At 35.6% G+C, this 21,609-nt stretch carries 20 protein-coding genes and 1 tRNA gene; 2 read left to right on the forward strand and 19 right to left on the reverse strand.

Going from position 1 to position 21,609, the window contains the following annotated elements; genetic code table 11:
- Positions 1-4: 4 nt before the first annotated feature.
- The 4 genes from fusA to ABWU67_RS06065 all read right to left on the reverse strand — a co-directional run bounded on the left by fusA (position 5) and on the right by ABWU67_RS06065 (position 3,639).
- Positions 5-2,080, reverse strand: coding sequence for an elongation factor G (gene fusA / locus ABWU67_RS06050; RefSeq protein WP_010962308.1), 2,076 nt, complete (start codon positions 2,078-2,080; stop codon positions 5-7).
- A 21-nt stretch (positions 2,081-2,101) separates the two neighbouring features.
- Entirely contained in the window at positions 2,102-2,581 is a 480-nt protein-coding gene (rpsG, locus tag ABWU67_RS06055) for a 30S ribosomal protein S7 (RefSeq protein ID WP_007549313.1), read from the reverse strand.
- 5 nt (positions 2,582-2,586) lie between these two features.
- Positions 2,587-2,961, reverse strand: a complete 375-nt coding sequence (gene rpsL / locus ABWU67_RS06060; protein ID WP_006279787.1) for a 30S ribosomal protein S12 — start codon at positions 2,959-2,961, stop codon at positions 2,587-2,589.
- Between the two features lie 525 nt (positions 2,962-3,486).
- Positions 3,487-3,639 (reverse strand): hypothetical protein, encoded by a 153-nt coding sequence (locus tag ABWU67_RS06065; protein ID WP_007549315.1) that lies wholly within the window; start codon positions 3,637-3,639, stop codon positions 3,487-3,489.
- Positions 3,640-4,073: 434 nt separating this feature from the next.
- Here ABWU67_RS06065 and prmC point away from each other — a divergent pair, with 434 nt between their 5' ends.
- A complete protein-coding gene (prmC, locus tag ABWU67_RS06070) occupies positions 4,074-4,913 on the forward strand; it encodes a peptide chain release factor N(5)-glutamine methyltransferase (RefSeq protein WP_341822025.1) in 840 nt (279 codons plus the stop codon).
- Positions 4,914-5,041: 128 nt separating this feature from the next.
- On the opposite strand, the gene ABWU67_RS06075 is transcribed toward prmC, so the two are convergent.
- From ABWU67_RS06075 to ABWU67_RS06105, 7 genes are all read right to left on the reverse strand, one after another.
- A protein-coding gene (locus tag ABWU67_RS06075) for an IS5-like element ISWpi1 family transposase (RefSeq protein ID WP_353281801.1) occupies positions 5,042-5,874 on the reverse strand; the annotation gives its coding sequence in 2 pieces (ribosomal slippage) (positions 5,042-5,505 and positions 5,505-5,874; 834 coding nt in all).
- Positions 5,875-6,006: 132 nt separating this feature from the next.
- Positions 6,007-6,426 carry a YqaA family protein gene (locus tag ABWU67_RS06080; RefSeq protein WP_353281937.1) on the reverse strand — a complete coding sequence of 140 codons (420 nt, stop codon included), beginning with the start codon at positions 6,424-6,426 and terminating at the stop codon, positions 6,007-6,009.
- A gap of 6 nt (positions 6,427-6,432) precedes the next feature.
- Positions 6,433-7,806, reverse strand: coding sequence for a cysteine--tRNA ligase (gene cysS / locus ABWU67_RS06085; protein WP_010082300.1), 1,374 nt, complete (start codon positions 7,804-7,806; stop codon positions 6,433-6,435).
- Positions 7,799-8,455, reverse strand: a complete 657-nt coding sequence (locus tag ABWU67_RS06090; protein ID WP_010962396.1) for an exopolysaccharide biosynthesis protein — start codon at positions 8,453-8,455, stop codon at positions 7,799-7,801. Before ABWU67_RS06090 ends, cysS begins: the two co-directional genes overlap by 8 nt.
- Before the next feature lie 90 nt (positions 8,456-8,545).
- Positions 8,546-9,202 (reverse strand): exopolysaccharide biosynthesis protein, encoded by a 657-nt coding sequence (locus ABWU67_RS06095; protein WP_010962397.1) that lies wholly within the window; start codon positions 9,200-9,202, stop codon positions 8,546-8,548.
- Positions 9,203-9,368: 166 nt separating this feature from the next.
- Positions 9,369-9,536, reverse strand: a complete 168-nt coding sequence (locus tag ABWU67_RS06100; RefSeq protein WP_006013840.1) for a twin-arginine translocase TatA/TatE family subunit — start codon at positions 9,534-9,536, stop codon at positions 9,369-9,371.
- Positions 9,537-9,664: 128 nt separating this feature from the next.
- Positions 9,665-10,438, reverse strand: coding sequence for an ABC transporter ATP-binding protein (locus ABWU67_RS06105; protein ID WP_353281940.1), 774 nt, complete (start codon positions 10,436-10,438; stop codon positions 9,665-9,667).
- Between the two features lie 147 nt (positions 10,439-10,585).
- On the opposite strand from ABWU67_RS06105, the gene ABWU67_RS06110 reads away from it, so the two are divergent.
- Positions 10,586-10,662: transfer RNA gene (locus tag ABWU67_RS06110), tRNA-Arg, on the forward strand.
- Between the two features lie 101 nt (positions 10,663-10,763).
- Here ABWU67_RS06110 and uvrC read toward each other — a convergent pair.
- The 8 genes from uvrC to ABWU67_RS06150 all read right to left on the reverse strand — a co-directional run bounded on the left by uvrC (position 10,764) and on the right by ABWU67_RS06150 (position 20,738).
- Positions 10,764-12,581, reverse strand: a complete 1,818-nt coding sequence (uvrC, locus tag ABWU67_RS06115; protein WP_353281942.1) for an excinuclease ABC subunit UvrC — start codon at positions 12,579-12,581, stop codon at positions 10,764-10,766.
- Complete coding sequence (glyS, locus tag ABWU67_RS06120; protein ID WP_353281943.1) at positions 12,565-14,682, reverse strand: glycine--tRNA ligase subunit beta; 2,118 nt, start codon at positions 14,680-14,682, stop codon at positions 12,565-12,567. Before glyS ends, uvrC begins: the two co-directional genes overlap by 17 nt.
- A gap of 3 nt (positions 14,683-14,685) precedes the next feature.
- Positions 14,686-15,525, reverse strand: a complete 840-nt coding sequence (locus ABWU67_RS06125) for a glycine--tRNA ligase subunit alpha (protein WP_353281945.1) — start codon at positions 15,523-15,525, stop codon at positions 14,686-14,688.
- 44 nt (positions 15,526-15,569) lie between these two features.
- Positions 15,570-16,328 (reverse strand): phosphatidylglycerophosphatase, encoded by a 759-nt coding sequence (locus tag ABWU67_RS06130; protein ID WP_182364786.1) that lies wholly within the window; start codon positions 16,326-16,328, stop codon positions 15,570-15,572.
- A gap of 146 nt (positions 16,329-16,474) precedes the next feature.
- Positions 16,475-17,470 (reverse strand): porphobilinogen synthase, encoded by a 996-nt coding sequence (hemB, locus tag ABWU67_RS06135; RefSeq protein WP_353281947.1) that lies wholly within the window; start codon positions 17,468-17,470, stop codon positions 16,475-16,477.
- Positions 17,463-18,488: an NADH-quinone oxidoreductase subunit NuoH gene (gene nuoH, locus ABWU67_RS06140; protein WP_038199678.1), complete on the reverse strand. Its 1,026-nt coding sequence runs from the start codon at positions 18,486-18,488 to the stop codon at positions 17,463-17,465. The genes hemB and nuoH overlap by 8 nt, the downstream gene beginning before the upstream one ends.
- On the reverse strand, positions 18,472-20,541 hold the full coding sequence (nuoG, locus tag ABWU67_RS06145; RefSeq protein ID WP_341822062.1) for an NADH-quinone oxidoreductase subunit NuoG: 2,070 nt from the start codon (positions 20,539-20,541) through the stop codon (positions 18,472-18,474). The genes nuoH and nuoG overlap by 17 nt, the downstream gene beginning before the upstream one ends.
- Entirely contained in the window at positions 20,526-20,738 is a 213-nt protein-coding gene (locus ABWU67_RS06150; protein WP_006279675.1) for a hypothetical protein, read from the reverse strand. Before ABWU67_RS06150 ends, nuoG begins: the two co-directional genes overlap by 16 nt.
- Between the last annotated feature and the right edge of the window lie 871 nt (positions 20,739-21,609).

Genomic DNA, 21,609 nt, shown 5'->3' on the forward strand with positions numbered 1-21,609 from the left:
ACCCTTAATTATACTCTAACTTTAACTCATCAACCACATATTGTGGCACTTGCTCATAACAAGAAAAATGCATACTATACTGTGCCCTTCCCTGAGACATAGAACGCAAAACGTTGATATAACCAAACATATTTGCAAGAGGTACCGAAGCAGTAATTATTTTACTATTATTACCTAAATCGAGCATATCAGCAACATTTCCTCTTCTACTATTTATATCACCCATAACATCACCCATATATTCTTCAGGAGTAATGATTTCAACTTTCATTATAGGCTCCAGCATTTTTGGACCAGCTTTATTTGCCATCTCTTTAAAAGCACCTTTAGCAGCAAGTTCAAAAGCTAAAGGACTAGAATCAACCTCATGAAAAGCACCATCAAGAAGGGTAGCCTTAAAATCAATCAACGGAAATCCCGAAATTATACCACCTTCTTTTATCAACTCCAAGCCATTTTCTACCCCAGGAATATACTCTTTTGGAATAGCACCACCTACAATTTTACTTTCAAATTGAAACCCAGAACCAGGCTCAAGAGGTTCAAATTTTATTTTAACCTTAGCAAACTGACCAGCTCCACCAGATTGTTTTTTATGAGTGTAATCAATTTCAACAGATTTAGTGATAGTTTCACGATATGCAACCTGAGGAGCACCGACGTTAGCCTCAACGTTAAATTCGCGCTTCATTCTATCAACAATAATCTCAAGATGGAGCTCACCCATGCCTTTCAATATAGTCTGGCCACTTTCCGCATTTACTGACATTCTCAAAGAAGGATCTTCTGCAACCAACCTATTTAGAGCAATACCTAATTTTTCCTGATCTGAAGTGGTTTTAGGTTCCACAGCAATTTCAATAACAGGCTCAGGAAATTCCATACGCTCCAATAATATAGGAAAATCAACAGAACATAAAGTATCTCCGGTGGTTGTTTTCTTTAGCCCAACTAAAGCAACTATATCTCCAGCCCTAGCCTCAGTTATATCTTCTCGGTTATTTGCATGCATAAGTAACATTCTGCCAATCCCTTCAGTTTCGTTTTTTAACGCATTTGAAACGGTAGATTTAGACTTTAATTTACCAGAATAAATACGGATAAACGTCAAGCTTCCTACAAATTTATCCGTCATCACTTTAAATGCAAGAGCAACAAATTTCTCTTTTTCTGAAGGTTTGACCTCAATTTTCTTTTCTGAATCTTTAGGATCAATTCCAACAATTACATCAACATCAATAGGAGAAGGTAAAAAGTCAACCACACCATCTAAAAGTGGTTGTACGCCTTTATTTTTAAAAGCTGATCCACATAACACAGGAACAAATTTTCCTTTAATGGTCCCATTTCTCACGCATTTTTTCAGTAAATCCACTGGCAGATCATTAGACTCAAAGTAAGTATTCATCGCTTCATCATCCATCTCAGCTGCAGCATCTAATAAAAGATTTCGATATTCTTGAGCCTTATCAAGCAAATCAGAAGGAATATCTTCATAAGAAAATTTAGCGCCCAACGTTTCTTCTTGCCATATAATGGCTTTCATAGAAATAAGGTCAATTATACCTTTGAAATCTTTCTCACTCCCTATTGGTAAATGAATAACTAAAGGTGCTGCACCAAGCTTCGTCTTTATCATATCAACACATCGATAAAAATTTGCCCCTATTCTATCCATCTTATTAACAAAGCAGATACGAGGAACGCTATATTTATCAGCTTGACGCCACACTGTCTCAGATTGAGGTTCAACTCCAGCAACTCCATCAAATACAGCAACTGCACCATCCAAAACCCTTAAAGATCTCTCAACTTCAATAGTGAAATCAACGTGACCAGGAGTGTCTATTATATTGACCCTATGATCATTCCAAAAACATGTTGTTGCAGCAGATGTGATTGTAATACCACGCTCTTTTTCCTGCTCCATCCAATCCATAGAAGCTGCACCATCGTGCACTTCACCAATTCTATTTTGCTTACCAGTATAAAATAAAATACGCTCTGTTGTGGTAGTCTTACCAGCATCTATGTGAGCCATTATCCCTATATTTCTGTATTTAGATATTCCAATTTCCATATCACAATTAATTAGCTAACATTAAAAACGAAGATGAGAAAATGCCTTATTAGCTTCAGCCATTTTATATTTTTCTTCGCACATCTTAAACGCACCACCGCGTTTATTATAAGCATCCAGTATTTCAGATTGCAAACAATCAACAGTGGTTTTTCCACTCTTTTTTCGAGCAGCAGAAGTTGCTTTAGCAATCCACCTTAACGCTAAAGAAACCGCTCTATCTTGTCGAACTTCAACAGGTACTTGATAAGTTGCACCACCAATGCGTCGAGAACGCACTTCTATAGAAGGAGTAACATTTCCTACTGCTGTCTCAAAAATTGATAACCCACCTTCGCCTATTTTCTTTTCAGCTAAAGACAAAGCGTCATAGATAATCTTTTCTGCAGTAGATTTTTTACCACATTTCATGATTGTATTAATGAAACGCATCAGCAAAACACTGCCGTAACGCGAATCAGGACTTATTTCTCTTTTTTTTGCTTTATTCCGACGAGCCATAAACTTTAACCAGATTTCTTTACACCATATTTTGAACGAGCTTTCTTTCGATTTTGCACACCACGCAGATCAAGAGCACCTCTTATTATGTGATAACGCACACCTGGCAAATCTTTAACCCGCCCACCACGTATCAAAACAACAGAGTGTTCTTGTAAATTATGACCTTCACCAGGTATATAAGCCGTCACTTCACCATACCCACTAATTTTTACTCTGGCTACTTTACGGAGTGCTGAGTTAGGCTTTCTAGGAGTTGTAGTATACACCTTAGTGCAAACACCTCTCCTTTGAGGGTTGCTTTCTCCCAAAGCTGGTACCTTTTTCTTATGGGTCAATCCTAATCTACCCTTACGTATTAATTGATTTATCGTAGGCATATGTTATAAACTCAAGCTCATTAAAATAACTAAGTTTTTAGTTATAAAATAATAAACCTCAATAGTCAATATAAAAATAAACATTACTACTCTAATAATTAAGCTCAACTGCCTTGAAAGCCATCAGTAGACTTCTTGCACTACCTCCCAAGCCACAACTGTCATTCAGTAGAAACGAAAAAACTTACTTGACACCCTTCGCCAGCCCCATTATCATGGTACTGAAGGTATTCATTTATCTTCAATCTGTGCAGATTAAATGACAACAGTATTACGTGATTGGCGTCTTATTTTTAATTTTTTGCACTATGCACACTTTACTTCTTCACAACATTTCTGGGTTTTTACCTATATAAGCTGAAACGCGCTTATAAAGCGTTTAAGACAGTATAGTACGCCAATTTGCAGGATTAGAGAGTGACAACTAGCTAATACGGGATATCTTTTGCCTTTTTTTTGCTTAGTAAATTTCTTAAACATTTAAACTAAGGTGAGTTGCATTTAAAAGCAGCTAAATTGCAGTGTTTAAGACTTAAAAAACGCCAATACTGAAAATAGACAATGACTAGGGCTTCTTTTGCCTTTTTTTTGCTTGGTAAATTTCTTAATATTTATGGCAACATGAACTGGGCAGGAAGGTGTCATTCCAGTGCTTGACACTGGAATCCAGTTTTCCATATAATCTCATCGAAAATGTTGTAACCACTTTCTGTGCTAGTTTGCTTGCTTACAAGCAAACTTTTCTGGATCCCAGTGTCTGGGCACTGGGATGACAGGGGAGGGAGGCTACTTGGATGACACCATTCTTTTTCCTGGATCCAAGTAGTCAGGGCACTGGGATGACAGGAGAAGGTACTAGGATGACACCCTGACCTCGTCGTCCCGCTACGTGTTAGCGGAATCTAGAGATACCGTGACGGTATGACGTAAAGCTCGCATTAGCTATACTTTTATGCTCACCAACTTAGCTGGATCCAAGTAGTCAAGCTACTTGGATCTGCAAATTGCAATGTTCGTACAGCTGCGTGCTTGACACTGGGATTTAGTGCAGCTACCCTAAACTGGAAGCTCATCTTGCTATTTTTGGCTGAAAGAAACATATTTTTAGAATAATGAAAACAATCAGCACTTTAATTCAAGAAGGATCGGAGTTATTATCGTCACATAAAGTTGAATCACAACATTTAGATTGTGAAATCATCATGCAGCACGTACTTGGAGTGGAAAGATCATTTATAATTGTGAACCATGCTGATCAAGTGCCGATGGAGAAAGAACTTTTATTTTGGAAATTAACAAAAAAAAGAGCGGAAAGATATCCAATATCGCAAATAATAGGTAATCGTGAATTCTGGAGTAAAAATTTTATAGTTAACCAGCATGTTTTAGATCCAAGGCCAGATAGTGAAACAATAATCCTAGCAGTGTTAAAATATTACCCAAACAAAAAACAGAAACTAAAAATTGCAGATTTTGGTACAGGCACAGGTTGTTTATTGATATCCGCACTTAGTGAGTATGAATATGCTGTTGGCGTCGGTTTTGAAAAAAGCTTGGAAGCATATAAAGTTGCCTATCAGAACACAAAAAAACATGATCTTCTCAGCAGAGCCAAAATATTTCCAAGTTCGTGGACAGAGTGCAGAGGTTCATTCGATCTTATAATCAGTAATCCTCCATATATTAAAAGAAGCAAATTGAAAGACTTGCAAGCTGAAGTGCAAAAGGAACCAAGAATTGCCCTTGATGGTGGTATTGATGGTTTGAGCTGTTACTTGAGCATTTTTCCAATATTAAGGAGGTGCCTTAAAAAAAATGGGTTTGCGATATTGGAGATAGGTGAAGATCAAAGCAATATTGACAAAATAATCCCCTCATACGAATTAGCTTTTCAGGAATATGTATACGACTTAGCGGGAATGAAGAGATGCATTGTTATGCAAAAAACATAGCTAATGTTTTCTTGTATTATCTCCTTCATCCCATATTATCCTATGTCATTCCAGTACCCTCTACCTCGTCATCCAAGTAGCGTGACTACTTGGATCTATATTTAGAGGTTGTCCGGAAACTAGTAAATTCAAGCATATTCCCTCTTTAACATAACCCTACTCATAGCTAGGTATATGAAATTCTCAGTGGATGTTGTGAGTAAATCATACTCCTTCGATAGCCTTCTATTCCTATTAACCCAAGCAAAAGTCCTTTCTACAACCCATCTTCTTGGCTGTACTTTAAACCCTTGTTCTCTTGTTGGTAGTAGCTCAGGTGGAGTATCTTTGTGCACCCAAAATCTACATGGAGGCCTTTTAACAATTTCAATATCTATGTCATATTCTTCCTTTATGTGATTCTTTAAATTTCTTCCTTGGTATCCCATTTCAGCCCACATTTTTTTAACTTTAGTATATTTTGTTCTCATATTGTTTAATGCTATTTTAATACCATCTCTATCATTTTCGTTAGCAGCGCCTACGTAACAACCTAGTATAAAACCCTGAGTGTCTGTAATTATATGCCTTTTTCTACCCTTTACTTTTTTACTTCCATCATAGCCTTTGATCCCCCCTTTTCTGTAGTCTTTACAGATTGACTATCTACTATACAGGCACTCGGCTGCTCATTCATTCCTATTTTTCTTCTACTATATTTTGTAATTTCATAATTCATTTTCTCAAAAATTCCCTGCTTCTTCCATTGCCTGAACTGCTCATACACAGTCTTCCATAGCGGAAAATCATTTGGTAAATACCGCCATTGACACCCTGTACGCAATACATAGAAAATTGCTTCTAATATTTCTTTTTTGCTATACTTTGGCGGCCTTCCTCCTTTCTTGTATGATACTCTGAAGTGTTTTTCTATTCTTGCCCATTCCCTTTCGCTTAGATCTGTTGGATACTTTTTTCTCATCTTTACCCCGTACTAAAATTTCAGATATTATAGCCTTTTACTTGTTTCCGGACAACCTCTAATTTATAGCTCCGCTTCTATCAGGGCATAGGATGACAGAAGTGGGCTTTAATGGCTGTAGTACTATAGCTGTTATACTCCAAAAGTAAGTATTAGATATAACAAATAGAAGAAATTAGATAGAATGATTAAAGGGGCAAGGGTATAAAGGTTTAACTTAAAATAACCTGATAAAATTTGAATCACACTTCCAAGTGCTGGCACCCATGAAAGTAATGTAACTGCACAAATCAGTAGATTTTTTACGATTTTTGGTGTTTTATGCTCGTTCTCTAGTTTGCGGTATGATTTTCGTATAGAGATTGTTATTCTACCTAAATACCAGTTAACTATTCCACCAAGGCTTGATCCTAGTACTCCAAAAAATAACATCAGTAGTGGAGTCTGATACGACCTGAAATAAAGCATGGTATTGAACACAAAACCTTGATGTATGGGTAAGACTAATGATGATACTAGACTATCTGTGAATAACAGAAAGTAATTTTCCATATGAGTTTACCAGGTTGTTGTACCATCTTCATTGTCAGAAATTGTAATCCCCATTTGTTTCAACTGATCCCTTATTTTGTCTGCAGTATCGTAATTTTTATTTTTTTTTGCAATTTTTCTTAAGTCTATCAACCTTTCTATTTCTTGATGATTTACATCCACAGCAAACCACTTTTCATAACTTGACTCAAGAAGACCAATAAATCTGGCACTCTTAACAAAACTCTCAGTTAATTTTAGCTTTTCACTTTCATTACTCATTTTGTTAATTTTTGCAGCCATTTCATGTAATATAGCTAGAGCTTCAGGAATGTTTAAGTCGTTTTTTAAAGCGTCTATAAAATCTTTAGAAATCTCTGCGTTACTTTCATCAATATTTATTGTATCTAAACCACGTGATAGCCGATAAAATTTATTTAAGGTTTCCTGTGCGTCAGAAATAACGTTTTCTGTCCAATCAAGTGGTTTTCTGTAGTGAGTTTTGAGCAGTGCATAGCGTATTACTTCACCCTTTATTCCACTATCTAGCAAATCTCTTACTTTGACTATATTAAATAAGGACTTGCTCATTTTCTCTTCATTTACTGTAAGAAAACCGTTATGTATCCAGTATTTTGCAAACATTGATCCAGCAAATGCAGACTTACTCTGTGCAATTTCATTTTCATGGTGAGGAAATTGTAAATCTATGCCGCCACCATGAATATCAAAATCTTTGCCAAGGTAAGCATATGACATTGCTGAGCATTCTATATGCCATCCAGGTCTGCCCTCTCCCCATGGGCTATTCCAATAACTTGAAAGTTTGTAGTCAATATCATTTGCAGGCTTCCACAGCACAAAATCTCCCGGGTGCTTTTTATTTTCATTAACTTCAACTCTGCTACCTGGAACCAATTCATCAGTTTTTTTTCCTGATAAAGCACCATATTCATGGTAAGATTCTATATTAAAATACACATGTTTGTCAGATTCATAAGCGTGGCCTGATTGCAGCAAATGTTCAATTAATTTTATAATATAATCTACGTTTTTCGTTGCTTTTGGCTCGTGTGTTGGCTCTGCACAATTTATGCTTCTCATATCTTCATGAAAAGCCTTGGTGTAATATGTGCTGATACTTTCTATGTTGCTATTTTTTTCACTTGCTGCATTAATTATCTTATCATCAATGTCGGTTATGTTACGCACATAGGTAACTTTGCCATAACAAAACTTAAGTAGCTGAAATAACACATCATACACAACAACAGACCGTGCATTGCCTATATGTGCTGTGTCATATACTGTTGGTCCGCAAACATACATTTTCACATGATCTTTATCGATAGGTGTAAAAAGCTCCTTTTTTTTTGTTAAGGTGTTGTAAAGCCTAACCATATACGAAGCTTTTGAGAAAAGAAAATGCCCCAATGATAAGTTGTGGCCCTTTGACTACTACAACAAGAGTAAGCAATAGCCCACACAATGATATTAAAACTCCCAATATGGATAGAAACCCATCTTTACTCATAATGCCAAGCGAAATAAGAGTCGTACCAATTGCAGGAATGAAGTTAGTAAGAGGCAATGGAAGAGCTATCGATAATGCAGAAAGCAACATTACAAAAGCTAAAATCTTTTCACCGGGCCCATAGAAAATAAAAGACATTCTTGGTTTCATGAACTTTTCTATTTTTTTTAATGCTGGAGAAGTTTTCTCTACCACAAAAGCTAGTGTTGAACGCTGAAAAGACCTTCTTTCCAACCAATGCGGCATCCAAGGAGAATCAAATCCAAATAGAAGCTGCAGTGAGAATAAGATTAAAGGTATAGAAAGAATAGTTGTATAACCAGGTGGAACCGGTATAGGCACCGATAGCGGCAAGGAGAAGATGATTATTAAAATACCAAAACCACGCTCATGCAAAGCTGTTTTAATGTCAAACAAAGTTACTTTATCGCTATCATTGTTATTGGTATCTGCAACTTCTTTTAGAATATCAGAAGCTAATTTATCACTTTTAGTCAACTTATCATTTTTTGACACGAAAAACCTTTGATAAAAATAATTCTTAACACAATTATTGTTTTATTTCAATATGCATTATTCATTTTGCGCTAGTAATTCGTTCTTTTGTTAAAGTGTTGTAAAGCTTTTAAGAAGAGAAAGTGCTCCGGTTATAAGTTGTGGTCCTTTGACTATTACAACAAGAGTAAGCAACAACGCGCACAATGATACTAAAACTCCCAATATGGATAGAAACCCGTCTTTACTCATAATGCTAAGTGAAATAAGAGTTGTGCCAATTGCAGGAAGGAAGTGAGTAAAAGGTAATGGAAGAGCTATTATTATTGCACAAAGCAACATCATAAAAGCCAGAATCTTCTCACCAGGCCCATAGAAAATGAAAGACAGTCTTGGCTTCATGAATTTTTCTATTTTTTCTAATACAGGGGAAGTTTTCTCTACCACAAGAGCTAGTGTTGAACGCTGAAAAGATCTTCTTTCTAGCCAACTGGGCATCCAAGGAGAATCAAATCCAAATAGAAGCTGCAGTGAGAATAAGATTAAAGGTATAGAAAGAATAGTTGTATAACCAGGTGGAACCGGTATAGGCACCGATAGCGGCAAGGAGAAGATGATTATTAAAATACCAAAACCGCGCTCATGCAAAGCTGTTTTAATGTCAAACAAAGTTACTTTATTGCTATCATTGTTATTGGTATCTGCAACCTCTTTTAGAATATCAGAAGCTAGTTTTTTATCTTTAGTTAGTTTCTCACTTTTTTGCACAATTATCCTTTAATAAAATATTCCTCTTAAGCTAACATAGTTGTTGCTGTATTTCAATATTTGTTATTTATTTCATACCAACACTTCATCTCTTTCATTCTTTAACCTGACTAAGTTTTTAAACAGATGACATGCACTAAGGTGCATGTCACGAAGTATGAGGACGCTAACGATCTGGTTCATTAGACGATAATTTTTCTGAGTCCTTAAGCTCCTGTTTAAGGTTTTTGATGCCTTTTCCTAAATCACCCATAACTTGCGGTAATCTGCCTGCACCAAACAGAACTAAAATTATTATTAAGACTAGAAACAATTGCCATGGTCCTAAACTCATTTTCACCTCCATTTAAAATATTGACCTTTAAATATTAAAACTTGACTGAAGTCAAGTAACACATAGATTATATCACCTTTATTTAATTATAAATCAAGGTTTTTTAATTATTTTATAACAATCCCAAACTAGATTATTTTCTTGCAGCGAATAAGTGGAAACTTTTCGCTTAACTGTAGATTAGAAGAGAGCTCACTAAAAAACTTTGCTAGCGTATCATCTTTAGGCTTATGGTATATATCGCTAGAAACTCCTGATTGAATAATTTTACCATTTTTCATTACGTAGATAAAATCTGCAACTTTCAATGCTTCTTGCGGGTCATGAGTTACCATTAGCACAGGGATATTTTTACTTCTAAAAAGGGACAATATATGTTGTCTTATTCGGCACTTGAGCAGTATATCTAAATTAGAAAATGGTTCATCTAACAACACAACATCAGGGTTTTGTGCCATCACTCTTGCTATTGCAACTAATTGTTGCTGTCCTCCAGATAAGGCGTTAGGGTACATATTTTCATATTTTTCTATATTGAGTAACTTCAAGATTTCCAATGCAATTAGGTGCTTTTCTCTCTTGGAAGAGCTGCGGATAGCAAAGGTTATATTTTCTACTACTGTTTTATGAGGAAATAATGCAGAATGCTGAAAAATCAATCCGATATTTCTATGCTCTATAGCGACTGATGCCTTATTACTTGCAACTAACCTATCATTTATAAAAATAGTTCCAGATTTTGGATTTTCTATCCCCGCAATTAATTTCAAAATTGTTGACTTGCCACAGCCAGAATGCCCCAATAAACATGCAACATTTCCTTTCTTTACTTTAATGTTTATATTGCTTAAAGCAAAGTCGTTTTGATTGTTATAGAAATAACCAATATTGTTAACTAGCATTAATCTTACTTAAACCATGTTATTAAATATAATAGCATTATACTCAAGAAGTACAGAAATGTTTTTTGTCGTCATAAATTGGTTATGCAAGAAATCTAGAAAAGAAAGGATTTTTTGCTATAACTTTACATGAATGGTAGGAAATACGGGACTATAGCTCAGCAGGATAGAGCGTTGGACTCCTAATCTGAAGGTCGTGCGTTCGAATCGCACTAGTCCCACCACATTGCTTCACAAATTTTATGGAGATTTTTTTTCACAAATACGCACACCTTTTTTTGCGGTTTTAAGATATAAATTCCCTAATAATAAAACGGGTTTTGTGTCATTCCAGTACTCCTCTCTTATAATTTACGTGTTTAAGAATAACTTCTGCTAAACCTTTACTAATTCCAGGTATGTTTTGAATTTCAGCCAGAGAAGCTTTGCTTATATTTTTCACTGAACCAAAATAAGACATCAACGCTTTTTTTCTTTTGTTGCCAATGCCGGGTATTTTGCTTAATTGTGAAACTATAAACTGTTTATCGCGTTTTTTTCTATGTGAAGTTATCGCAAAACGGTGGGCTTCATTACGCAGCGATTGTAAGTAAAGCATGACTTTGCTGTCATTTGCCAGACTGAATTCTTCCCTGCCCAGCATATAAAATCTTTCATTTCCTGCGTTACGATCAGGACCTTTTGCCATACAAGCAAAAGGAACGTTTATATTCAATACTTCCAGTACATTCTGTACTATGGAAACATGTCCTGGTCCACCATCAATCAGTAAAAAATCAGGTATTATGCCTTTTATATTGCCGGAGAAACGTCTGGTTAGCACTTCCCTCATCATTTTATAGTCATCGCCTGAAAATTTTTCCTTTATAGTAAATTTTCTGTACTCACTTTTTAAAAAACCCTCCTGCCCTGCAACAACCATTACACCAATTTGTTGGTTTCCAAATATATGGCTATTGTCATAAACCTCAATACGCTTTGGAATATTTGGTAACAAGAAGATTTTGCTAAGCTCCTCAAGCTTTTCTAGGTTATTTCTATAATCGATAAGCTTCTGCTCTAAGCTATGCTGAGAGTTATCATAAACAAATTTCAATAAATCACGCTCTTTTTTATTCTTTGCATGCAGAACTTTTACTGGCTTTTGAGCAACCTTATATAGTGCTTGTTCTATAATTTCCTTATCCACAATAGAATCTGGAACGTAAATTTGTATTGGAGGTATGTTAGCTGAATTATAAAAATTGACCAAAAAGGTGGATAAAATTTCATCATTTGAGTGATCACCACAGTTCTCGGCAAAGTAAGGAGTGCTGCCGTAGTTGTCTTTATTTCTGAACGATAACACACTAATACATGCTAGATCCTCTTCACGTACAATACTGAAGAAATCTGCATCTTTTTCAAAAGAAAAATCCTTGTGCTGTATTTGAATTTGCTCAAGAAACTTTACCCGATCTCTATATATAGCAGCAAGCTCATAGTTTTCTTCACTGCTGCACTTTCTCATTGTGAAAAGTAACTGTTCTTTCACTTCCTTATTTCTTCCAAGCAATGTATTTCGTGCCTGTTTTACTGATTGGCAGTAGTCGTCTTTTGTGATTTTGTTTATGCATGGTGCTGAGCAGCGCTTAATTTGATATTCAATACATGGTCTTTTTGTTGAGGAAAAGTATTGATCTGAACATACTCTTAGGAGAAAAGCTTTTTGCAATGACAATATAGTTTGCTTAACAGCAGCGGCAGATGTAAAGGGACCATAATAATGAAACTCATTTTTCTTAAATTTGCCTCTATATTTTGCTATTCTTGGATAATCGTGCTTGGAAATTGTCATATAAGGATAAAATTTTCCATCCTTGAGCACAATATTATAAAGTGGTTTCAATGATTTTATTAGCTGTGCTTCAAGAAGCAGTGCTTCGATTTCATTCTCAGTGATGAATATTTCAACCTTAATAACCTGTAAGAGCATAACTCTAATTCGTTCAGAAAGGTTTTCGAATTGAAGGTAGTCGGATAACCTTGACTTTAAGTTTTTTGCTTTTCCAACATATAAAACTTTATTCTTATCTCCAACCATCTTATACACGCCACAGGATTGTGGAGATGATTTGATTTGTTCTTTATATTGCCTGAGCATTTATCCATTGTTTAACCTGTATGAGGTTAAAATCTGCTACTAAATGAAAGATGGAAACTACATTTTCAAGCAAAGATAATCTGTTTCTTCTCAGCTTATCAGAATCACAGTTAATCTTTATACTGTCCATAAACTGATTGATAAACGGATCAAAACCAGCAAGTTCATCAAGTGCTACATTAAAGTGGTTATTTTTTATCGCTTGTTTTATGTTTTTACAAGCAGTTATAGCACAATTTGATAGCGCAATTTCTTCACTTTCAATCAAAAACCTCTTACCGTAAGATGCACTATAAGTAGTGCCATCACTTTTCCTTGCTTTGCTCATCATGTTACTGACTCTTTTGTAAGTGCTTAGAATTTGTTCACCTTCTGGAGTACTAAGATAACGATCCAATATAACAGTTTGCTTTTCTGCTGTCAGCAGATCATTAATATCGATTTTATATAGTATTGAATCTACAACATCTTGCCTTATATCTCTATTTTTTAAAATAACCTTGAATCTTTCTAAGCAAAATCTAAATACTAGTTCTGAAATTTGTTTTCTATTCGGCTTATCAACTGACGCTGTATTTTTATTAAATAGAAGCCTTGAATATAAAGATACTGACTTGTCTATCATTAGCCTAATTGGAACATGCAAATTATTTTCAAGTATTGTCCTAATTATACCAATTGTCATTCTCCGCAAACCAAATTGATCATACGAACCAGAGATTTTCTCACCTGCTGCAATTAAACCAACTAAGCTATCCACTTTGTCTGCAATTGACACAGCAATTGCAGAAGGAGATTTAGGACACTCCTGCTCTGGCCCGATTGGCTTATAATGCTCAGTTATAGCTTCCACTATTTCTCTATCTTCTTGAAAATAAGAAGCATAATATCCACCCATTACTCCTTGTAATTCTGGAAACTCTCTTACTATCGATGTTGCCAAATCAGCTTTTGCCAAATATGCAGCACGTTCAACTTTTATCAGCGAAGCATGTGGAATAAATATAGCTATATACTTTGACAAAGCCGTAATACGCTTCACCTTTTCCCCCACGCTGCCAAGTGAAGCATGAAATAATATTGAACCTAATCTTTTGACATAATAATCTAGATTTTCCTTTTTATCTTGAGATATTAAAAATTGGGCATCAGCAAGACGTGCTTCTAATATTCTTTCGTGTCCTTTAACAACTTCACCATTGTTGACGTTGACAACAGTGACAAAGTGTGAAATTCTCTTTCCATTACTTAAAGCAAGGTATTTTTGTTGTGTATTAACTATACTAAGTATTACTTCCTTCGGTAATCCAAATGACTTTTCTTGATTCACTTCACCAAACAGTACGATTGGCCACTCTATAAGCCCTGTCAATTCATTTAGTAAATAATCATTTTTCTCAAGTTGTAAATTCTGCTCTTTTGTGAATTTATTAATCTGATCTAGTATAAATTGCTTTCTTTTGTCCATTTGGAGAATTACACTGTTTTTTTCTAGCAATTCAAAATAGTCTTTAGGTGTTTTAACAGTAAGCGCCGTACCACTTGAGAGAAATCGATGGCCATATGTTGTGTTAGATGCTGTAATCCCTGCAAAAGATACAGGTATTATTTCATCATTTAAAATGCATAAAATGTTTTTAATTGGCCTAACCCACCTTTCTTTTCCTTTGCCCCATCTCATACTTTTTGGCCAAGAGAAATTTTTTAATATTTCTCCTAGTTGATTTTTAAGAAACTCTTGAATGTTAAATGAGCAGCTTTCTCTTTTAATGAAGTAAAAATCCTCATTATTTACTTTTCGAACGAGCAAATCTTCTTCATTTTTCTGATATTTTCTTAAAAAACCTTCGATAGCACTTTTTGGTGCGTTAATGTTTGGTCCCTTAACTTCGTTATTGGAATCCTTTAGCTCCAAAGCATTTATGTTGTCGACAAATAGGGTAATGCGACGTGCCGTTACAAAAACCTCCATTGATGTAAATTTTACATTATTTTTGTTAAAAACATTGGCAATACAGCTCTTAACTTTAGTTGCAGCTACATTCTGCATTCTCGGTGGTATTTCTTCTGAAAGGCACTCAAATAATAACTGCAACGACATACGCTATTTACTCATGTACAATTCACAACATTTTTTTGTTAGCTCTCTAACTTTACCAATATAAGCTGTACGTTCATTCACACCAAGCACACCTCTTGCATCAAGCAGATTAAGTAGGTGACTAGTTTTAATACATTGGTCATAGGCTGCCATTGGTAGCTCCTTTTCAATAAGGAACTTACACAATTTTTCCGTATCTTCGAATTGCTGCTGTACCACTTTAGTATCATAATAGTCTAACGCTAGATAAGAAAATTCATATTCTCTTTGTTTAAAAATATTTCCGTAAGTTACACCGTTATCGTTCCAAATTATATCGTAAACATTATCTACACCTTGTATGCACATTGCTAAACGTTCCAACCCATATGCCACCTCACCAGGAATCATCTTGCAGTCAATCCCTCCAACTTGCTGTATATAAGTAAGCTGTGTTACTTCCATTCCATTGCATGTAACTTCCCAACCAAGTCCTGATGCACCAACACTCGGATTTTCCCAATCATCTTCAACAAACTTAATATCATATTTTTCTGTAGATATGCCAAGAACTTTTAAGCTATCTAAATAGACGTCTTGTAAATTATTACCAGATGGCTTTATTATAATTTGATATTGGTGATGTTGATACAAACGATTAGGATTATCACTATAGCGCCCATCTGCTGGCCTAATTACTGGTTGTAGATATGCAATTTTTGCCGGTTTTGTATCAATTGCAGACATAATTGTTGCAGGATGTAATGTGCCAGCACCAACTTCAGATGTGTATGGGTGAAGTATAACACATCCTTCACTAGCCCAAAAATCTTGTAACTCTTTTATTATACTTTGTAAGTTCACACAAATTGTACACTTTTTATACTAAATATATAAATAAATAAGTACTATTCAATACCTATTTTTTTAACAGTATCATGTAAATAATCACCTAAAACTGCTGAACTTTCCCTCACATACTGAATTATGCTTTTATTTAGGACAATTGCATCATGCATAGTTAAATCGCAGAATATAAATGCTGTTAAATACAGTAAAATCACCGCATAAAATGTGTGAAAAATCCCCTCAAATGTAATTGACATTGCATTATTATAGCTGAGCTGTATTGAACTTATTGGCCATGGTTTTATCACTTCTACGACATTAAAAAATACGTAAGGTATCATAAGAAAAAAGAAAAAGTGCATAAAATCATTAAACCAAAATGGGCATTGAAACATCTGCTTACATATATTCCCATAGAGTTTACTTACAGCATAATAAATTGACATTATTGCTGGCATTGAAAGTGCTACAGTCAGTACTTGCCCTGACGCTATTTGTATTACTATTTCTTCACCACTGTTTGCTGAAGGGTCTTGAGCATGAAAAATAAATATTCCAATTAATTGCATTACTAACATAACTATTGCCAATTTTGTAAAAACAGCAGCTACAACTATTCCTGAGTCTGGCATTTTATATAGTAAGTATTCGCCTCCATATGTAAGAATTAATATAACATCGACAATAAATAATATTAAAAAAGAAGACCAATAGTTCTGCCAACTTGGTAAATATCCTATTCCTAAAAGAGAGCTTACTGTTTTAGCAGGAAAAACCTTGCCTAGCATCTTTCCCAAAAATTTAAAAAAAATCCCCATGTTCTAAGTAACACTTGGTTTATATTATTTATAATACTGTATTGTAACGGACTTATCAACAACTTAAAACATGTATTGGAAAACTTTAAGTAATATGCAGCAACAGTAGAAGAACGTGCGCCAAAAATTTAATAATTTTATAGGGCTTATGCACTTAAATTTTTTGCAATATCAAGTGCAGCGTAAGTGAATATTGCACTTGCACCCGCACGTTTGAAACCAATCAAAGATTCATAAATCACCTTGTCATAATCTAGCCAGCCATTATTTGCAGCAGCTTTTATCATTGCGTACTCACCGCTTACTTGGTAAGCAAAAATCGGAAAATTAAACTTATCACTTGCTGTTTTGATAATATCTAAATATGGCATACCTGGTTTAATCATAATAAAGTTTGCACCTTCATTTATATCCATTTCAATTTCGCACATTGCTTCGCGCGCATTTTTATAATCCATTTGATAACCACTTTTGTCTATAGAATGTGATAGCCCACATGAACCAACGACTTGCCTGAATGGAGCATAGAAGCTAGAGCAATATTTCACTGCATAAGATAATATTAATACGTCTTGAAAGTTGTTATCATCTAATGATTTTCTGATTCTTCCTACTCTACCATCCATCATATCAGAAGGAGCAACTATATCACATCCTGCCTTCGCTAAAGCAAGTGCTTGCTTACACAGTACTGATATAGTTTCATCGTTTTCTACATCCATCTGATTATCTTTTAAAATGCCGTCATGGCCATGAATAGTGTATGGATCCAGTGCAACGTCTGCAATAATACCAATTTCAGGTACCTTTAATTTTACAGCACGGATTGCTTTGCAGATTAAGTTGTCAGAATTATATGCTCCCTCAGCGTTTTCAGATTTTAGTTTACTATCAACTACAGGAAAAATTGCAACAGCATTAATTCCTAAATCCTTAGCTTCCTTAACTATAGACACTAATCCATCTATTGAATAACACTTTACGCCTGGTAAGCCAGAAATTGGTTCAGTTGTTTCTTCTCTGTCATGAACAAACAGAGGAAGAACCAGATCATTTACTGATAAACTATTTTCACTTGTTAAATTGCGAACCCATTTGCTCGAGCGCCTGAGTCTTAATCTTGTATTTGGGAAATTAAACATTGGATCCAGGCAAATTCCCAGTAAAGAGCAACACCCCTGAAATGAGTATCACCCAAAGCACCGATATTGGTAGAAATACTTTCCAACCAAGGCGCATTAGCTGATCATATCGATAACGAGGTATTGTTGCTCTAATCCAAATAAATATAAACAAAAGTATAACTATTTTCAAAATGAACCAAATTAAACCTGGAATTTTGTAAAGTAAACTGAACTCCAGCGGCGGATACCATCCTCCTAGAAAGAATATCGTCATCATAGCACTTGCTAGAATCATATTTGCATATTCTCCAAGAAAAAAGAGGGCAAAAGGCATGGATGAATATTCAACGTTATATCCAGAGACAAGCTCTGCTTCAGCTTCTGGTAAATCAAATGGGTGACGATTAGTTTCTGCAAGCAAAGAAATAAAAAATATTATTCCTATAGGCATTAGTAGCAAATCAACCCAAAATGGCATATTGTGTTTCGCTACCACCATCTCTCCAAGATTTAATGTTCCAGTGGTAATAACGACTGCAGCAACTATTAAGCCTATTGAAACTTCATATGAAATCATCTGAGCAGCCGACCGTATAGCGCCAAGGAATGCATAATTGGAGTTGCTTGACCAGCCTGCAATAATCACGCCGTATACTCCCAGCGACGATATAGCTAGCACGTAAAGCACTCCAACATTAATATTTGCTATAACCTTAGGAATAACTACTTGCTGGCCATTTTCTACAATTACTTCAGCACCAAACGGTATAACTGCCCAGGCAATTAATGCCAAGATAAAGGTAAGCATTGGAGCCATAATGAACAGTATGGTGCTCGCTCTAAATGGTATTATCGGCTCTTTAATCAGTAGTTTAATAGCATCTGCAAATGGCTGCAATAGTCCAAAAGGTCCAACTACACTTGGGCCGTGCCTCAGTTGAATTGCAGCAAGGACCTTACGCTCAAAGTATGTCAAATATGCAACTGAAAGTAGTAGCGGTACTAAAATAAATAAAATATTAACTAGCGTGTTCATAAAAAGCTTTAGTACAATCTGCCATTATTTTTGAAGCGCGACTTATTGAATCCGTCATATAAAAATTACACTCCTTTAAAGTAAAAGGTGTATTACTTAAATTTATTTTACCATTGCTAATTGGCACCCATGTGTTTTTTATCACTTGATCAGCATTTCTAAACTGTGGACCGATAGTATCTAATTTTTTTCTCACGTCAAATAAACTATCATATGGTAAGGAGAGATCCAAATATTGCGAGAGATTTTTAATAATTAACCAGTCCTCCTTTGCTTCACCTGGAGGAAATACAGCTAAATTTGTTCTTTGCACTCGACCTTCAGTGTTTACATAAGTTGCATATTTTTCTGTATATGCAGCACCAGGCAAGATAACATCTGCCACATGTGCACCCTTATCACCGTGATGACCTTGATAAATTACAAATGTGTTTTCTAACTTTGATGTGTCAATTTCATCTGCACCAAGAAGATAAACCACTTCTATTTCACCACTTTCTGCATGTTCCAATATTTGATTAATATCCCTTTCGCCTTTTTTAGGAACAAACCCAGTATCTAGCCCACCAACTCTTGCTGCAGCTTTATGTAGCACATTAAAGCCATTCCAGTCATCTCTGACCATGTTAAATTTTTCTGCAATTTTGCCAACTAGAATTAGAATTGATTCAGAATCATCTCTTATTAATGCATCTTGACCAATGATCAGCATAGGGTTTTGAGCAGCCACCAGCAGCTCACAGAATTTATGACTTCCATTTGCTATTTCACTCAAAATATCAGGATTATCGCCCAATTTCTCGACATAATATAAATATTCAATGTTAGGACCAACACTTGCAATAGGAAAGTTGCCCTGTAAATATCTCTTTCTCAATCTTACGTTAATGATCGGTGCTTCTATCCTTGGATTTGTATTTATAAGCAGGCATAAATCTGCATTTTCTATACCTTCAATAGTGGTATTGAACACATACGATCCACGATTACTTGGTATAAGCTTTGCACCATCTTGCCTGCAGTCTATATTCCCCGAGCCAAGCTTCTGCATCACTTCTTTGAGTAGAAGCATAGACTCACAATCTGCTAAATCACCTGCAATTGCAGCTATTTTATTTGATTTTGTATTCTTTAATTTCTTTGCAGCAACAGTTAATGCTTCATTCCAATCAACTGGGGCTAATTTACCATCTTTTTTTACATAAGGTCGATCAAGACGCTGAACTTTTAGTCCATCATAGGCAAAGCGGGTTTTATCTGATATCCATTCTTCATTTACCTCTTCGCTCAGCCTTGGTAATATTCGCATAACTTCCAGGCCACGATAATCAACTCTAATGCTACTTCCCACAGCATCTAGCACATCTATAGTCTCACAATGTGATAGCTCCCATGGACGCGCTGTAAAGGAGTAAGGCTTTGAAGTTAAAGCCCCTACCGGGCAGAGATCTATGATATTTCCAGATAATTCAGAACTAATATGCCTTTTTATGTAAGTGCTAATCTCTACATTTTCTCCCCTTCCGATTCCTCCAAGTTCATTTGTACCTGCAACATCGGACAAAAATCTAACACACCGAGTGCAATGAATGCATCGATTCATCGCGGTCTCAATCAGTGGTCCGAAGTGTTTTTTTGGCACAGCCCTCTTATGCTCATCAAGTCTGCTGGTTCCTTTCCCATAAGCCATCGTGATATCTTGCAAATCGCATTCACCACCCTGATCGCAAATTGGGCAATCAAGCGGGTGGTTAATTAGCAAAAACTCAAGCACACCTTCACGTGCTTTTTTAACCTTAGGGGTATCAGTGTGAATAACCATCCCTTCTGCAACTGGTATTGCACAAGAGGCTACTGGTTTTGGAGGTCCACCCTCCACTTCAACCAAACACATTCTGCAATTACCAGCAATTGCTAAACGCTCATGATAACAAAAACGTGGAATTTCAACGCCCACAACTTCACAAGCTTGAATTATAGTGAGCCCATGCTCTACTTCACATTCCTTAGAATTAATAGTAACTTTAACCACAACTATTATACAGCTTCCCACTTTATAGGATTGCCGCTTACCTCATCTTCAACCAGATTGCCGTTGTCATATTGAGCAGACATATAATTCATGCGCGAATCACGATCTATATATCTAACAGGTTTTACCGGTTTATCTTTATACATTTTTTGCTCAGCTTTCTTACGCTGAGTAGGGTTATTTTTACTAGCTGTCTTTGCTTTCCCACCTGCTGCCATATAAACTCCTAAAAACTTTTCATTCTATTTTAACACTTAAGTATATAGCGTCAATATTTAATAACTTTAAAATTTCAATAGATCTCTTATTATAATCATTTTACAATCATTGTTTAAATAAAAAGTTACCCCTTGATGCCATTCCAGCGCATGACGCACAGCTGTACGAACATTGCAATTTGCAGGCAATTTGCGTGGCAGATTCAAGTAGCTGACACTGGTTTCCATCCAAAACAGCAGTAGCCCTTTTGGTGTCATTTCAGTGCTTGACACTGAAATCCAGGATTTTGATTGGATACTGAGTTGGTAAGCATAAAAGTATAGCTAACGCGAGCTCTACGTCATACCGCGATTTATTCGCGGTATCTCAAAGCATAGATCCCGCTAACAAGCAGCGGGATGACGATTGTCGTTTAGCTATAAATATTTAAGAAATTTACCAAATAAAAAAAAAGGCAAAAGAAGCCCTGGGGTTATTATCTGCTTTAAAATATTGGCGTTTTTTATGTTTTAAACGCTTGACAAGCGAAATTCAGCTGCTTTTAATTGCAACTAACCTACGCTGCAAATGTTTAAGAAATTTACTAAGCAGAAAAAAAGACAAAGAACCCCCGAGTTAGCTAGTCTTTTACTATCTCTGTCGAGTATTGGCATTTTTTGATGTCTTGTAACGCTTTATAAGCGCGTTCAGCTTATTTAGATAAAAATCTAGATGTAGATGAAGTTTTGTAAAGACATACAGTATCTATATACTGCAAAAAATTGAACATAAGACGCCGATACATTAAGTAATCCTTACCTTTTAATCTGCAGATTGGCGAAAGCAAATACAATAGCTTAAATTTTATGATAAGGGGGCTGGCGGAGTTTG

The organism is Wolbachia endosymbiont (group A) of Aleiodes leptofemur (assembly GCF_964028465.1).
In the GTDB taxonomy this organism is placed as follows: Bacteria; Pseudomonadota; Alphaproteobacteria; order Rickettsiales; family Anaplasmataceae; genus Wolbachia; species Wolbachia pipientis.

What these genes read in the sequence shown, in the direction of transcription:
- ABWU67_RS06065 (WP_007549315.1), bottom strand. Translation starts at nt 3,639, where the DNA reads ATGGAAAACTGGATTCCAGTGTCAAGCACTGGAATGACACCTTCCTGC.
- ABWU67_RS06080 (WP_353281937.1), bottom strand. Translation starts at nt 6,426, where the DNA reads ATGGAAAATTACTTTCTGTTATTCACAGATAGTCTAGTATCATCATTA.
- rpsL (WP_006279787.1), bottom strand. Translation starts at nt 2,961, where the DNA reads ATGCCTACGATAAATCAATTAATACGTAAGGGTAGATTAGGATTGACC.
- ABWU67_RS06105 (WP_353281940.1), bottom strand. Translation starts at nt 10,438, where the DNA reads ATGCTAGTTAACAATATTGGTTATTTCTATAACAATCAAAACGACTTT.
- uvrC (WP_353281942.1), bottom strand. Translation starts at nt 12,581, where the DNA reads ATGCTCAGGCAATATAAAGAACAAATCAAATCATCTCCACAATCCTGT.
- nuoH (WP_038199678.1), bottom strand. Translation starts at nt 18,488, where the DNA reads ATGAACACGCTAGTTAATATTTTATTTATTTTAGTACCGCTACTACTT.
- ABWU67_RS06100 (WP_006013840.1), bottom strand. Translation starts at nt 9,536, where the DNA reads ATGAGTTTAGGACCATGGCAATTGTTTCTAGTCTTAATAATAATTTTA.
- ABWU67_RS06150 (WP_006279675.1), bottom strand. Translation starts at nt 20,738, where the DNA reads ATGGCAGCAGGTGGGAAAGCAAAGACAGCTAGTAAAAATAACCCTACT.
- prmC (WP_341822025.1), top strand. Translation starts at nt 4,074, where the DNA reads ATGAAAACAATCAGCACTTTAATTCAAGAAGGATCGGAGTTATTATCG.
- ABWU67_RS06130 (WP_182364786.1), bottom strand. Translation starts at nt 16,328, where the DNA reads ATGGGGATTTTTTTTAAATTTTTGGGAAAGATGCTAGGCAAGGTTTTT.
- cysS (WP_010082300.1), bottom strand. Translation starts at nt 7,806, where the DNA reads ATGGTTAGGCTTTACAACACCTTAACAAAAAAAAAGGAGCTTTTTACA.
- rpsG (WP_007549313.1), bottom strand. Translation starts at nt 2,581, where the DNA reads ATGGCTCGTCGGAATAAAGCAAAAAAAAGAGAAATAAGTCCTGATTCG.
- glyS (WP_353281943.1), bottom strand. Translation starts at nt 14,682, where the DNA reads ATGTCGTTGCAGTTATTATTTGAGTGCCTTTCAGAAGAAATACCACCG.
- hemB (WP_353281947.1), bottom strand. Translation starts at nt 17,470, where the DNA reads ATGTTTAATTTCCCAAATACAAGATTAAGACTCAGGCGCTCGAGCAAA.
- fusA (WP_010962308.1), bottom strand. Translation starts at nt 2,080, where the DNA reads ATGGAAATTGGAATATCTAAATACAGAAATATAGGGATAATGGCTCAC.